The sequence below is a fragment of the Solibacillus sp. FSL K6-1781 genome (assembly GCF_038630735.1).
GTDB lineage: Bacteria > Bacillota > Bacilli > Bacillales_A > Planococcaceae > Solibacillus > Solibacillus silvestris.
The window spans coordinates 110668-125000 of record NZ_CP152038.1 but is presented as its reverse complement, the minus strand read 5'-3'; the positions used below and the strand labels follow the sequence as shown (position 1 = coordinate 125000).

The window sequence follows — 14333 nt, the reverse complement described above, 5'->3', positions numbered from 1 at the left end:
TTGCTTTGCTAGCGATCCAACTTCGTTAGAAGTTGAAATCTATTGTTTGCTTCATTTAAGAAGCTTGTTTCATTAACGTTGCTTGTTCAGTTTTCAAGGTTCATTGCGTTGTCTTTGTGACAACTTTTATATCTTACCATTTTCAAGAATCATTTGTCAACAACTTTTTCAAAAAAGTTTCAAACTCATAATCACTGTAAATTTGGTAACTCTTATACTTTACCACTCTAAAGTCGAAAAGTAAAGAACTTTGTAGTTTAGTGCGCCGCGTTTTAGCGACAAGAAATAATATACCACCCCTACAATTATATTGCAATAGTTATTTTAAAAAATATTATATTTTTTTATAATGTTTATTGTTTCTCCTATATCCATTCCAATATATAGAAAGGAATGACCATTCTTCCCACAATACATCTGTATAATCCCCCAGGAATAATTTATACGCCGTGACTCCCATCGTTCACCTCTGCCAAGCAGCCACTCTCATCTTCCTATAATAAAGAAAAGAGCCTTGCGAATAGCGCAAGGCCCTAATTAAACTAAACTTATTTTGTTGTATGGCGCATTGTCGGGAATAACAATACATCACGAATTGATGGTGAGTTCGTTAATAACATTACTAAGCGGTCGATACCGATACCTAAACCACCTGTTGGTGGCATACCGTATTCTAATGCTTCGATGAAGTCATTATCCATTTCATGTGCTTCGTCATTTCCTGCCTCTTTTTCGGCCATTTGGGCTTCAAAGCGCTCGCGTTGATCGATTGGATCATTTAATTCTGTGAATGCATTAGCGTGCTCACGACGAACAATGAATAGCTCAAAACGATCTGTGAAGCGTGGATCTTCAGGATTTTTCTTCGCTAACGGAGAAATTTCCACAGGGTGACCTGTTACGAATGTAGGTTGTACTAATGTTTCTTCTACTTTTTGCTCAAAGAATTCATTGATGATGTGACCTACTTCATGTGCATCTTTAATTTCCACGCCGTGTTCAGCAGCATGTTTACGTGCTTCTTCTACAGTCATCGGAGCCCAGAAGTCTACACCCGTGGCTTCTTTAACTGCATCTACCATATGCACACGTTTCCAGCCAACACCTAATTCAATTGTATCTTCACCATATTGTACAGATGTCGTACCAAGAACATCTTGGGCTACATGTGCAATAAGGTTTTCTGTTAAGTCCATAATATCGTTGTAGTCTGCATACGCTTCATATAATTCAATCATTGTGAATTCCGGGTTGTGACGAGTTGAAATTCCTTCATTACGGAATACACGGCCGATTTCATATACTTTTTCCAAGCCACCAACGATTAAACGTTTTAAATGCAGCTCGATTGCGATACGCATATATAATTCCATATCCAATGCATTGTGGTGTGTAATGAACGGGCGAGCCGCAGCACCACCTGCAATTGTATGCAGCATTGGTGTTTCCACTTCCAAATAACCATTGTTATCTAAATAGTTGCGGATTGCTCGGATGATTTTTGAACGTTGGATAAATGTTGTTTTTGATTCGTCGTTTGTCATTAAGTCTACATAGCGTTGACGGTAACGTTGTTCTACGTCTGTCAGACCGTGGAATTTATCAGGTAACGGGCGTAATGCTTTTGTTAGGAAAGTGAACTCTGTCGCTTTAACAGACAGCTCTCCAACTTGCGTACGGAATACGTTTCCTTTTACCCCTACGATATCACCAAGATCTGCTTTGTTGAACAATTCATATGCTTCTTCACCAATTGCATCTTTACGTACATAAATTTGGATTTGGCCTGCTAAGTCCTGGATATGCGCAAAACCTGCTTTACCTTTACCGCGCTTTGTCATAATACGTCCGGCGATTACTACTTCACGTGGATTTTCTTCTAACTGTTCTTTATTAAATTGCTCATTTTCTGCAATAACTTCGTTCGATAAATGTGTGCGTTCAAAACGGCTGCCGAATGGGTCCATACCGTTTTCACGAATATCTGTCATCTTCTGGCGTCTCACCAAAAGTTGGTCGTTTAATTCTTCGATATTTGACACGTATTTCACTCCTTAATGTTTTTGCGCTCCAAAACGGCACAATAGTCCATAATGTTTCTATTGTACAGTATTTCTTTTGTTGATTCACCTGTTTCGAATTAATTTTAAATATCAGATAATTATGACAAGTGATTTTTCTTTACATAAGAAAAAGGCACCATCGTCTGATGCCTTCAATGATTTTTATACAATTACTGCTTCTTCTTCGTATTCATCTGCAACACTGTTTAGAAGAATACGTAATTCTTGCTCGGTCTCCGTTAAATTGATGGCATTACGGATCTTTCCGTTTCCACGAATACCTTTTAAGTACCATGATGCATGTTTACGCATTTCTCTAACCGCCACTTTTTCACCTTTAAGTGCTTTTAGACGTTCAAAATGCAATAAACAAACATCCATTTTTTCACGAACTGAAGGCTCTGGAATTTGAACACCTGATTCCAAGTATTTTACCGTTTGATAGATCATCCATGGATTTCCTAAAGCAGCACGACCAATCATGACCCCATCTGCCTTTGTATGTTCCAGAATGCGCTTAGCATCTTCCGGTGTTTCCACATCCCCATTTGCGATAAACGGGATGCTAATATTTTTCTTCACTTCGGCTAAAACGTCCCAGTTTGCTTTACCTTCATACATTTGCACACGAGTTCGGCCATGCATCGCGATAGCGGCTGCGCCTGCACGTTCTGCTGCCTGGGCATTTTCCACAGCGAATACACGCTCTTCATCCCAACCGATACGCATTTTTACCGAAACGGGTTTATCAACTGCATCGACAACTGCTGAAACCATTTCGTAAATTTTATTCGGATCAAGAAGCCATTTTGCGCCAGCTTCACATTTAATAATTTTGTTTACAGGACATCCCATATTGATATCGATAATGTCGGCTGTTGTATGTTTGTCTACAAATTTCGCTGCCTCTACTAAATTTTCTTTGTCTCCTCCAAAAATTTGCAGCGTCATCGGGTTCTCCCGCTCGTCAATATAAAGCATGTCCAATGTTTTTTTGTTGCGGGTGTTCAACGCTTTATCGCTGATCATTTCCGCATAGACTAACCCCGCTCCAAACTCTTTTACCGTTAACCGGAAAGCAGAGTTGCAAATTCCTGCCATCGGAGCAAGAACGACCCGGTTATCCATAATAATATCGCCTATTTGGAATGGCTTTTGGTCGATGTTTGACACCTTTTTGTTCCCTCCACTCGGTTACTCACCTTTTAATTCTTTTATATCTATTTGTAATACATCTGCAATTGTTTGAAGTTGTTCTTCAGAGGGTTTCTTCTCGCCTCGTTCAATTCGCCCTAAAATTGTTACAGATATACCAATATGTTTTGCAAATTCGGTTTGCTGAATTCGTTTTAGTTTTCGAAAGGCACGAATTCTGCGACCGTATTGATTTTCTTCCACAGATTGACGCCTTCTTTCTCTATATCAAGTGCATGTAACGCTTTTTGCACGCCTACAAGCATATCATAATTTTGCGTCATAATCTCTTCTAACGGTACAAGCACAAATGCACGTTCGTACATTCGAGGATGTGGAATTATTAATTTTTCGGTTTCATACAGTTGTTGACCATACAGCAAAATATCCAAATCGATTATTCGTGGTCCCCACCGAAATTCACGGACACGGCCAAGATCATTTTCGATTTTTTGGCACTCCGCAAGAAGCTCAAAGGCATCGAGTTCCGTTTCAAGAGCAACTGCGATATTCAAAAAATCTGCCTGATCTGTATAGCCTACTGCTGCTGTTTCATAAATTGAAGAAATCGCTGTTACAGATATCGCCTCATGTGCGGTGAGCAGCTTTACCGCGTCTTGCAAGTTTTGCTCACGCTCACCTATATTTGTACCGATCGATAAGTACGCTGTCGTCATCATACGAATTGTCCTCTTGTAATTTCAACCGCGACTTCTTTGTAATGTCCCGAAATTGGAGGGTCAGGCTTAATAATTTCGACGCGGCACCCAAAAATCTGACCTTCATATTGCGTTAAAATCCTTGAAGCAACTTTTTCCGCTACTGCTTCAATCAATTTAAACGGCTTCCCTTCAATTACTTCTTTACAAATATCATAAACGCCCACATAGCTAACCGTCTGATCCAGCTCATCCGTCTCACCTGCACGTTTCATATCAACAGCAAGCGAAACATTAGCCCGAAAGCGTTGTCCTAATACGTTTTCTTCCGGTAATACACCGTGATAACCAAAAAACTGCATTTCTTTTAAATGAATATAATCCATTGCAAACTCCTTAATGTCTCGGTGCCAATTCACCTTGTACTTCAAATTTCCCTACAAGCGCATCCATCATCTTCACTGTACGCGCCACTTCCTTTACATCATGAACACGCATCATATGGCAGCCCTTTTGGACACCAAATGCACAAGTAGCGGCTGTCCCTTCCACTCGGTCATCTACGGGTAGTTCCAAAATCGATCCGATCATACGCTTGCGTGATGTCGCAAGCAATACTGGATAGCCTAATGCAACAAGCTCATCAAGGCGCTGCATCGTTTCAATACTTTCACTTAAACTTTTCACAAAACCGATACCAGGATCAAGGAAAATATGCTCGTCACGTACACCTGCTGCTTTTACAATCGCAATACTTTCCTGCATATCGGCCATATAATCGTTGAAGTAGTTATCGTATTGATCTGACAGGCGGTTATGCATTAAAATAATCGGCACATCGAGTTCTGCCGCGACACTTGCCATTTCCGGATCCGCCTTTGCGCCCCATATATCATTAATAATATGTGCCCCTGCTTCAATTGCAGCACGCGCAACATTCGATTTATACGTATCAATTGAAATAATCGCAGGTACTTCTTTTAAAAGCGCCCGAATTACCGGTACAACACGTGCAATTTCTTCCTCATCTGAAATCCGTGTATAGCCAGGGCGTGTTGATTCCCCGCCAACATCGATAATTTTTGCGCCATCTGCCACCATTTTTTTTGCCTGTGCAACTGCTTTTTCAACCGAATTGAACCTGCCGCCATCCGAAAATGAGTCCGGTGTTACATTTAAAATGCCCATCACGAATGTTTCTTTACGAAAATCCAGTTCGATCCCATTTAATGTGAGTACTTTATAGTTTTCTAACATGACGGTCTCCTAAACACATAACAATTTTTTGTAAATATTTTTGATGCAACTTTTTATAAAGTCTGCCTTCACTGCCCGCAAAGCGTACCTCCCCAATACGGGAAATCGGTACGAGCTCCTGTACAGCTGTTGTAATAAAGCATTCATCCGCCTGTTCCAATTCCCATGCCATAAAGCGGCCTTCTCGTACCGGAATTTGGAGTTCTTCAGCGAGTTGAATGACTTTTTTACGTGTAATCCCCGGTAAAATACCTAAATTAGTAGAAGGCGTATACAGTATACCATCTTTTATCCAAAAGACATTTGACGTAATGCCTTCTGCGATAACACCGTTCTGATCGGTAAAGAAACCTTCTTGAGAAGCTAAACTCGGTAACTCTAACCGCGCTCGTACATTATTGCCGTAGTGATGGCTTTTATAGCGGGTCTGCTGTTCCGGAGAGTTACGGGCTGTTTTCAGCCACACCGCTTCTTTTTCTGTCCCGCGTACCATTTCTGGCAGTTCTTTACGAAACAGAATAACGGTCGGTTCGGTATACTCGGAGGGTGCAAGTCCAATTGGATGCACACCGGCTGATACATTTAAACGAAAATACCCTTCTTTGCCGTCCTGTGCATTGAGCTTTTCAATGACCTCTTCTATGTTCTGTATCGTATACGGAAAATGAATACGGTATTCTTTTAATGCTTCAAGCAGACGGCTGAAATGTTCATGCAAATAGACAGCCTTTCCCTCATATGTACGAAATGTTTCAAAAAAACCGAGTCCATATAAAAAACCGTGATCAAACGGAGAAATTTTCAAATCTTGTTCATCGATATACTGTCCATTCATCCAACATAGCATTGCCTTTCCCCCTAACAATACGACTCAATAAATGTGCGTAACAGCTTCTTGCCGTCTTCGGTCATAATTGATTCCGGGTGATATTGAACCCCTTCAATCGGATATTCCTTATGTCGCAGCCCCATAATTTCGCCTTCCGCTGTCCAAGCTGTCACTTCCAGACAGTCCGGTAAAGTTGTCGGTTCTACAATCAGTGAATGGTAGCGTGTTGCCAAAAATGGGTTCTCATTTTTTCTATGAAGACCAATCCCCTTATGAAGAACAGGGGAAGTTTTCCCGTGCATCAATCTCTTAGCACGCACAACATCGCCGCCAAATACTTGTGCAATCGCCTGATGACCTAAGCACACACCTAAAATCGGAAGCTTGCCTGTGAAATGTTCGATGATACGGAGACTTTCTCCGGCATCGTTTGGTGTACACGGCCCTGGTGAGATGACAAGCATCATTGGCCGAAGTTTTTCAATTTCCTCGACAGTAATCTCATCATTGCGCTTTACGACCAATTCATGACCGAATTCACCGAAGTATTGCACTAAGTTATATGTAAACGAATCATAGTTATCAATCATTAAAATCATTTGCTCACCTCTTCTGCCATCGCTTTTGCCTGCCACATTGCCTTCGCTTTATTCATCGATTCAATATACTCGTTTTCCGGAATGGAATCGATGACAATACCAGCACCCGCCTGAATGTACGCAATACCATCTTGAATATACGCTGTACGGATAACGATATTTAGCTCTAAGTCACCTGTGTAGCCAATCCAGCCGATTGATCCTGTGTAAAGACCACGGCGTACCGGCTCCAGCTCTTCAATAATTTCCATCGTACGGATTTTCGGTGCCCCTGTAATCGTACCACCGGGGAACATTGCCCGAATGACATCCGCATTTGTTTTTCCTTGTGCAATTTCCCCGCGCACATTCGAAACAATATGCATCACATGCGAGTAATGCTCGATAACCATAAACTCATTTACTTCTACCGTTCCGTATTTGCTTACTCTTCCTAAATCATTGCGCTCTAGATCAACTAACATGACATGTTCTGCACGCTCTTTTTCATGCTCAATCAGTTCATTGGCTAAAGCCACATCCTGTTCTTCCGATGCTCCGCGCGGACGTGTTCCTGCAATTGGTCTTGTTGACAGCTCATTGTTTTTACGTTTTACAAGCAATTCCGGCGAGCCGCTAACAACCGCAAAATCCTCACTTTCAATATAAGCCATATACGGTGAAGGATTAAACGAACGAACTGCCTCATACATCGCAATCGGTGCTGCAGAAAGTTTTTTCGCCTGGCGCACCGACAAGTTGACCTGGAACACATCACCTTGTCCAATATAGTGCTGAATTTTATGTATAGCAGATTCAAATGCATCCCCACTGAAGGAAACTTGTAATTCCGCTTCATCCTGCTGCATGTTTTTAGCTGTTTCCTGATTAAAATGACGCTTTCCCAACCCGGATTCGGCATGCTGTTGCCAATCCGATTGCCATGAAAGTAAATCGACTTCACTAGTAGACAACTTCATCAATGTTACTTCACCTGTTTGGACATTCCGGACTGCCCAATGATCAAACAAATAAAAATAAAGATCCGGTACGTGTAAGTCATCTTCCGCATTATTTGGAAGAACTTCAATCGTGCGTGCATAGTCATACGAAATAAATCCAATTGCTCCACCTTGGAAATCAGGCAGATTCGGATTCGCTTCAAGCTTATACTCTGCGATTACTTTTTCTAATTCCGCCAGTGCCTCACCTGTTTTCAGTTCTGTCTCTCCATTTTTCCACTTCAGTTCCAGACCGTGTTCCACTGACTTTGCTGTTGCAATTGGCTGCCATGCAGCAATTGAAAAATGCCCGCCCCTACCGCTTTCCAGAAATGCACGCTGTTTTTCCATTGCCGTCTGTTCCTGGAAACTATAATAAAACTCATCTTTTGTCATGTAAAATGTATGTGTTTCTAGTTGTTGCATCAATTTACACCTGCTTTACCTTTTTCTTAATTAAACTCGATAACGCTTTAAAAATCCATTTTTAACTTAGCAGTTTCTAAGAAAAAAAGCTATTTTACGAGGTTAAACTCGCAAAATAGCTTTTAAAATCACTTAGGTAAAATTTAATTAATCTTCAAATTGGTATAAAGGCGTTGATAAGTAGCGCTCACCGTTTGATGGGATAATTGCTAATACGTTTTTGCCTTTGCCTAAACGTTTTGCTGTTTCGATTGCTGCATAAATTGCTGCACCTGAAGAAATACCAGCTAAAATGCCTTCTTCACGGGCTACTTTACGAGCATATTCGAATGCCGTTTCGTTTTCAACCGGTAATACAGAATCATATACTTCTGTGTTTAATACGTCCGGAATGAAACCTGCACCAATACCTTGAATTTTATGTGGACCAGGGTTACCGCCTGAAAGAATTGGAGAATCTTTAGGTTCAACCGCAATAATTTCAATTTCAGGGAATTTGCTTTTCAGTACTTCACCTGCACCAGTAATTGTACCGCCAGTACCTACACCAGCAACAAATGCATCTAATTTTAAGCCTTCTTGTTCGAATGCTTCCGCAATTTCAGGACCTGTTGTTAAACGGTGAATTTCTGCGTTTGCTTCGTTTTTGAATTGTTGTGGCAAGAAGTAGCCTTCTGATTTTGATAATTCTTCTGCTTTTGCAATTGCACCTTTCATACCTTCTGGGCCTGGTGTTAATACTAAATCAGCACCATAAGCACGTAAAAGGTTGCGACGCTCTAGTGACATAGTTTCTGGCATTACTAAAATCGCTTTATAGCCTTTTGCTGCAGCAATCATCGCTAAACCGATCCCTGTGTTACCAGAAGTTGGCTCGATGATTGTACCGCCTGGCTTTAATGTGCCGTCTTTTTCTGCTGCTTCAACCATTGCTAAAGCTAAACGGTCTTTTACTGAAGAACCTGGGTTAAAGTATTCAAGCTTTACGTAAACTGTACCTTCATTTTCACTTGTTGCATTGTTTAATTTTACGATTGGTGTGCGACCTACTAAGTCCGCCACTGAATTTGCTAATTTACTCATTTTATCCATTCCTCTCCAAATCCCTACCAAATCAATAGGTTTTACTTAATTTGTATCTTATCAATTTTTCATAGTACTTGTCAATTAATTGAAACGAAATTTTTGTAAAATTTCTGACTATTTAGTTTTGCTTATTAAATAGGAAAAAGGGCAAAGACAGTTAAAAGTTCCTCTTTCACTTAAACTTCAACTTCTGTCCTAGCCCATATAAATCTGGTGTTAATTTTCAGATTCTCCGTAGATCCATGTTGCATTAAATTCTGCCCAGAAAGCTTCCGGTGTAATGGAAGGCGACAGCTGTTCCAAAGCGAGCTGACGTTTCACATGCCCTTCTACTTCATCAAAGCTGAATGACTGCCCTTCCATGTTCTCAGTAACCTTGACGATTGCATAGCGCCCATCGCTTAATACAAAAGGTTTGGAAGTTTCCTTTTCCTTCAGCTTTTCCACTTCTGGTAAAATGGCAGGATCCACTGCCGATTGACTTGATGAAATAAAGCCAATGTCTCCACCTAAACTTGCCGATGCTGTATCCAATGAATGCTCGCGTGCCAGAACCGCAAAATCAGAGCCGTCCTTCAGCTCTTTTTCCACCCGTTCCGCATCCTCTTTTGAATTCACGATAATGATACTTGTTCGGTGTGTAGTTGGAATATTATAGATCGACTTATTATCTTCGTAATACTTTTTAGCTTCATTCTCTTTTACTACAATATCATTTGTCAGTACTTTATCTAAGATGAGCTGAGCACGCATTTTTTGACGCAGTTGCTCTGGGGATAAACTATGTAGAGTTGAATCATTTGAATCTTGTGCCGAACGTAATAAGGCTATTTCTAAATCAATCTCTTCCTCTTTTACATCGAGTTTATATTTTTCCGCCGCTTTTTCCATAACAGCTTCATTTACTAAACTCTGCAATGTTTCTTTTCCGTAACGGTTTTCCATTTCAGCAAGCCATTGTTGGCGTGTAATTGGATCTCCCTCGACGGCAGCAATTTTTTCGCCGCCGTCTTCTTTCTCTGATGTTGTTTCATCAAATGGGAGTACCCATAACACAAACCAAAATAGATTTCCGATTAACAATAGCAGTAATAACAGCAACGTAGGTTTTGTTTTTAAGCGTCGTTGTGTATACGGTAAATTATTTTGCGGTGGTTGTGGTGTTTTGTGTAAATTACGATTGGATTTCATTCACAAAGCCTTCAAGTTCACTTTTATCGAAGTGATAAGTTTCTAAACAGAAGTGGCATTGCGCTTCTGCTTGGCCATCTTCGTCAATCATTTCCTGAATTTCACCAACACCTAAACCGATAATTGCCGCACCGAAACGCTCTTTTGAACATTGACATTGGAACTGTACAGGCATTGTTGAAAGAATTTGAACATTGCCTTCGCCTAATACTGCTTCTAAAATTTGCTCAGGTGTATATCCTTTTTCAATCATTTTAGAAACAGGCTCAATTGATGATAAATGCTTTTCAATTGCTTCGATTGTTTCTTCTTCACAGCCTGGCATTAATTGAATAATAAAGCCGCCCGCTGCTAAAATTGTATTATCCGGATTTACTAACACACCTAAACCTACTGATGAAGGTACTTGTTCAGATGTAGCGAAGTAATATGTGAAGTCCTCAGCAATTTCTCCTGAGACGATCGGTGTTTGACCTGAGAACATATCACGTAAACCTAAGTCTTTAACAACTGTCAAAGCACCTTCAGAACCAACACCAGCACGTACATCCAGTTTTCCTTGTTCATTTAATTCAAAGTGAACATGTGGATTTGTAACGAAGCCACGCACATCTCCTTTGGCATCTGCATCGATAACCATTGGACCGATTGGACCGTTCCCTTCGATTTTTACGGTAATTTTGTCGTCACCTTTTAACATCGCACCCATCATTACAGATGCTGTCATTGAACGGCCTAACGCAGCAGATACAACAGGCCATGTATTATGACGGCGTTGTGCTTCTCCTACAGTTGCAGTTGTATTTGTTGCAAACGCACGTACCTGTCCGTCATATGCAATTCCTCTTACTAAGTAGTCTTTCATGTTGAAATTCCTCTTTTCTATTGATTTCTTTTATAAATCGTTGCTAGTCCCTTGAGCGTCAAAAACGGATCGACGACATCAATCATCTGGGTTTCATTCGCAATCAATTTTGCTAGTCCCCCAGTTGCAATTACGAGTGGCTCTTCTTTACTTTGCGCTTTCATACGACTGACGATGCCTTCTACTTGTCCTAAAAACCCGTAAAAAACCCCTGCCTGCATAGCAGCTACCGTATTCTTTGCCACAACTTGCGATGTATGGGCAATTTCAATTCGAGGTAGCTTTGCTGCACGTGTATAGAGCGCCTCTGTTGATATGGCAATACCGGGTGCAATGGCGCCCCCTAAATAATCGCCTCGTTCATTAATAAAGCAATACGTAATCGCTGTACCAAAATCGATAATAATCAGTGGTCTCCCACTATATTGCTGTAAAGCGGCAACCGCATTTACAATACGGTCTGCGCCTACTTCACGCGGATTTTCATACTTTATATTCAAGCCTGTTTTTACACCGGGTCCCACAATCAAAGGCTGGATATTGAAATACTTTTTACACATTAATTCAAGTGCAAACATAATAGGTGGCACAACTGAGGATATAATAATCCCTTTTACTTGTTCAAATGAAATGCCTTCATGAGAAAAAAACGCCTTAAATTGCATCGCATATTCATCTTCAGTTTTTCGTATATTTGTCTCTGTCCGCCAATGATGGATAAGTTTATCTTGATCATAAATACCTAAAATGATATTGGAGTTACCCGCATTCATTACTAAAATCACAAGTGGCACCTACTTTTCTTATACTGAAAAAAATCATACCATATTTGGCCATCTACTATACAGTATTCAGTATTTTTAGTCGGCAATCATTCCCTTTCAACTAAAACCTGTTGATCTCCATAGGGGTGAAGGCTTTCCGCTAGAGTCTACCACCCTCCTTTTCAACCAACTCACCAAATCGCGTTATATTTAAAGGCAAGATTTTAAGAAGAAAAAACTGACTATCTCCTTTTCCCAGGAAATAGTCAGTTGTGTTGTATTATTTTGGACGGTCTTCATCGATGCCTTGCGGGCGATCATCTGACACGTCTTTCGGTAAATCTTCAACTGTTGGTGATTTCTTTTCACCTTGAACATCTTCATTAATCGATGCATTACCAGCCGTTTCAATTGTTGGTGTTGCTTCTTTTTGATCTTTTTGTTGAAGCTCCGATTCTACTACCGCCTCTTCAGGAGGTAATATACCGTGGTCGCGTAAATGTTCGATTTGCTGTGCATTTAACGTTTCTTTATCAATTAACGTATTTGCGATTAAATCTAGTAAGTCACGACGCTCTGTTAAAATACGTTTCGTACGAGCATATTGCTCATCAACGATACGCTGAACTTCTTTATCGATTTCATATGCTACTGTATCAGAGTAGTTTTGATCTGAACCGAAGTCACGACCTAGGAATGGATTACCGCCTTGGTTTGAACCGTATTGAACAGCACCAAGACTATTGCTCATTCCGTATTCTGTAACCATTGCACGCGCAATGCTCGTTACTTTCTGGAAGTCATTATGTGCACCTGTAGATACTTCACCAAGTACAATTTCTTCCGCAACACGTCCGCCTAGTAATCCGGCGATACGGTCTAGTAACTCTTGCTTCGTTGTGAAGAAACGCTCTTCTTTCGGTAACATGATGGCATAACCACCTGCTTGACCACGAGGGACAATCGTTACTTTATGAACAGTATCAGCTTCATCCAATTCAAGACCGACAACTACGTGACCGGCTTCATGGAATGCAACAAGCTTTTTCTCTTTTGGAGAATACACACGGCTTGCTTTTGCAGGACCGGCAATTACGCGGTCAGATGCTTCATCAATATCAGCCATGTTTATTGATTTTTTGTTTTTACGAGCTGCAACTAAAGCTGCTTCGTTTAACAAGTTTTCTAAATCTGCACCTGAGAATCCTGGTGTACGTTGTGCAACAGCAGCTAAATCAACTGTATCTGATAATGGCTTATTGCGAGCATGTACTTTAAGGATTGCTTCACGGCCTTTTACGTCTGGGTGACCAACAGTAATTTGACGGTCGAAACGACCAGGACGTAATAATGCTTTATCTAGAATGTCAGGGCGGTTTGTTGCAGCGATGATAATAATACCTTCGTTTGCACCGAAACCATCCATTTCAACTAGTAATTGGTTTAATGTTTGTTCACGCTCATCGTGACCACCACCAAGACCCGCACCACGTTGACGACCTACCGCATCAATCTCATCGATGAAAATGATACATGGGGCATTTTTCTTAGCGTTTTCAAATAAGTCACGAACACGAGATGCACCGACACCGACAAACATCTCTACGAAATCAGAACCTGAAATCGAGAAGAATGGTACGCCCGCTTCACCGGCAACAGCACGTGCAAGTAATGTTTTACCTGTACCTGGAGGACCTACTAATAGAATCCCCTTCGGAATACGTGCACCGATATCAGTGAATTTACGGTGATCTTTTAAGAAATCTACTACTTCAACAAGTTCTTGTTTCTCTTCGTCGGCACCTGCCACGTCATTGAAACGAACTTTTTTCTTCGTGTCATCAAATAGCTTAGCTTTTGACTTCCCGAAGTTCATCACCTTATTACCGCCACCTTGCGATTGGCTTAGTAAGAAGAAGAATAAAATAATAATGATGACAAATGGAATGATGCTCGTAAGGAATGTTACGAACCCACTTGTTTGTGGTTGTTCTAAAATTTCCACTCCTGGATATTCACCGTTTGCAACTTGTTCTTCAATTTGCAGAATACGGTCTACAGTAGTTTGGTCATTTTGTAAAACGTTTACTGTGAAAGTTTCGCCCTCTTCAGCGCCTTTCATCTGACCTACAATTTTATACACGCCTCTTTCAGGCTGTATATCCATAGAAGCAATCTCATTGCTCTCTAAAGCCTCAAAAAACGCATAGTAATCAAGGTTTTCAGTTGTCTTTTTTCCACCATTAAATGTTCCAAAAATCCCGATAATCACGAGAAATATTAGTAAATAAAATATGGTGTATCGAAATATTCGATTCATCCCCAGCCTCCTCACAACGTTACAGAAAAACTATAAGTAAAATCTTAACATACGTTGAAATTTTCATACAATAAAAAGCACCACACATTTTAAACGTTGA

General features: G+C 40.6%; 14 protein-coding genes. All 14 read right to left on the bottom strand.

The window, feature by feature from the left end; translation table 11 throughout:
• Positions 1-548: 548 nt before the first annotated feature.
• Positions 549-2051: a lysine--tRNA ligase gene (gene lysS, locus MHH37_RS00590; RefSeq protein ID WP_193433813.1), complete on the bottom strand. Its 1503-nt coding sequence runs from the start codon at positions 2049-2051 to the stop codon at positions 549-551.
• A 174-nt stretch (positions 2052-2225) separates the two neighbouring features.
• A complete protein-coding gene (gene dusB / locus MHH37_RS00585) occupies positions 2226-3236 on the bottom strand; it encodes a tRNA dihydrouridine synthase DusB (protein WP_008408243.1) in 1011 nt (336 codons plus the stop codon).
• Between the two features lie 21 nt (positions 3237-3257).
• Positions 3258-3461, bottom strand: a complete 204-nt coding sequence (locus MHH37_RS00580) for a helix-turn-helix transcriptional regulator (protein ID WP_008408244.1) — start codon at positions 3459-3461, stop codon at positions 3258-3260.
• Positions 3413-3937 carry a 2-amino-4-hydroxy-6-hydroxymethyldihydropteridine diphosphokinase gene (folK, locus tag MHH37_RS00575; RefSeq protein WP_065216282.1) on the bottom strand — a complete coding sequence of 175 codons (525 nt, stop codon included), beginning with the start codon at positions 3935-3937 and terminating at the stop codon, positions 3413-3415. Before folK ends, MHH37_RS00580 begins: the two co-directional genes overlap by 49 nt.
• A complete protein-coding gene (folB, locus tag MHH37_RS00570; protein WP_342574580.1) occupies positions 3934-4302 on the bottom strand; it encodes a dihydroneopterin aldolase in 369 nt (122 codons plus the stop codon). The genes folK and folB overlap by 4 nt, the downstream gene beginning before the upstream one ends.
• 10 nt (positions 4303-4312) lie before the next feature.
• Complete coding sequence (folP, locus tag MHH37_RS00565) at positions 4313-5173, bottom strand: dihydropteroate synthase (RefSeq protein WP_014822285.1); 861 nt, start codon at positions 5171-5173, stop codon at positions 4313-4315.
• The gene (gene pabC / locus MHH37_RS00560) at positions 5157-6020 is read right to left on the bottom strand and encodes an aminodeoxychorismate lyase (RefSeq protein WP_342574579.1); all 864 of its coding nucleotides are present in this window, start codon (positions 6018-6020) and stop codon (positions 5157-5159) included. Before pabC ends, folP begins: the two co-directional genes overlap by 17 nt.
• A gap of 11 nt (positions 6021-6031) precedes the next feature.
• A complete protein-coding gene (gene pabA / locus MHH37_RS00555) occupies positions 6032-6601 on the bottom strand; it encodes an aminodeoxychorismate/anthranilate synthase component II (protein ID WP_342574578.1) in 570 nt (189 codons plus the stop codon).
• Positions 6598-8007 carry an anthranilate synthase component I family protein gene (locus MHH37_RS00550; protein ID WP_340734501.1) on the bottom strand — a complete coding sequence of 470 codons (1410 nt, stop codon included), beginning with the start codon at positions 8005-8007 and terminating at the stop codon, positions 6598-6600. The genes pabA and MHH37_RS00550 overlap by 4 nt, the downstream gene beginning before the upstream one ends.
• Before the next feature lie 147 nt (positions 8008-8154).
• A complete protein-coding gene (gene cysK / locus MHH37_RS00545) occupies positions 8155-9090 on the bottom strand; it encodes a cysteine synthase A (RefSeq protein ID WP_008408251.1) in 936 nt (311 codons plus the stop codon).
• A gap of 219 nt (positions 9091-9309) precedes the next feature.
• Positions 9310-10284, bottom strand: coding sequence for a peptidyl-prolyl cis-trans isomerase (locus tag MHH37_RS00540; RefSeq protein WP_342574576.1), 975 nt, complete (start codon positions 10282-10284; stop codon positions 9310-9312).
• Positions 10268-11149, bottom strand: a complete 882-nt coding sequence (gene hslO, locus MHH37_RS00535) for an Hsp33 family molecular chaperone HslO (RefSeq protein ID WP_008408253.1) — start codon at positions 11147-11149, stop codon at positions 10268-10270. Before hslO ends, MHH37_RS00540 begins: the two co-directional genes overlap by 17 nt.
• Before the next feature lie 17 nt (positions 11150-11166).
• Entirely contained in the window at positions 11167-11934 is a 768-nt protein-coding gene (locus tag MHH37_RS00530; RefSeq protein WP_008408254.1) for a type III pantothenate kinase, read from the bottom strand.
• 259 nt (positions 11935-12193) lie between these two features.
• Positions 12194-14233 carry an ATP-dependent zinc metalloprotease FtsH gene (gene ftsH / locus MHH37_RS00525; RefSeq protein ID WP_008408256.1) on the bottom strand — a complete coding sequence of 680 codons (2040 nt, stop codon included), beginning with the start codon at positions 14231-14233 and terminating at the stop codon, positions 12194-12196.
• Positions 14234-14333: the final 100 nt, after the last annotated feature.

What these genes read in the sequence shown, in the direction of transcription:
- ftsH (WP_008408256.1), bottom strand. Translation starts at nt 14,233, where the DNA reads ATGAATCGAATATTTCGATACACCATATTTTATTTACTAATATTTCTC.
- pabA (WP_342574578.1), bottom strand. Translation starts at nt 6,601, where the DNA reads ATGATTTTAATGATTGATAACTATGATTCGTTTACATATAACTTAGTG.
- cysK (WP_008408251.1), bottom strand. Translation starts at nt 9,090, where the DNA reads ATGAGTAAATTAGCAAATTCAGTGGCGGACTTAGTAGGTCGCACACCA.
- folB (WP_342574580.1), bottom strand. Translation starts at nt 4,302, where the DNA reads ATGGATTATATTCATTTAAAAGAAATGCAGTTTTTTGGTTATCACGGT.
- folK (WP_065216282.1), bottom strand. Translation starts at nt 3,937, where the DNA reads ATGATGACGACAGCGTACTTATCGATCGGTACAAATATAGGTGAGCGT.
- MHH37_RS00550 (WP_340734501.1), bottom strand. Translation starts at nt 8,007, where the DNA reads ATGCAACAACTAGAAACACATACATTTTACATGACAAAAGATGAGTTT.
- MHH37_RS00540 (WP_342574576.1), bottom strand. Translation starts at nt 10,284, where the DNA reads ATGAAATCCAATCGTAATTTACACAAAACACCACAACCACCGCAAAAT.
- hslO (WP_008408253.1), bottom strand. Translation starts at nt 11,149, where the DNA reads ATGAAAGACTACTTAGTAAGAGGAATTGCATATGACGGACAGGTACGT.
- pabC (WP_342574579.1), bottom strand. Translation starts at nt 6,020, where the DNA reads ATGCTATGTTGGATGAATGGACAGTATATCGATGAACAAGATTTGAAA.
- folP (WP_014822285.1), bottom strand. Translation starts at nt 5,173, where the DNA reads ATGTTAGAAAACTATAAAGTACTCACATTAAATGGGATCGAACTGGAT.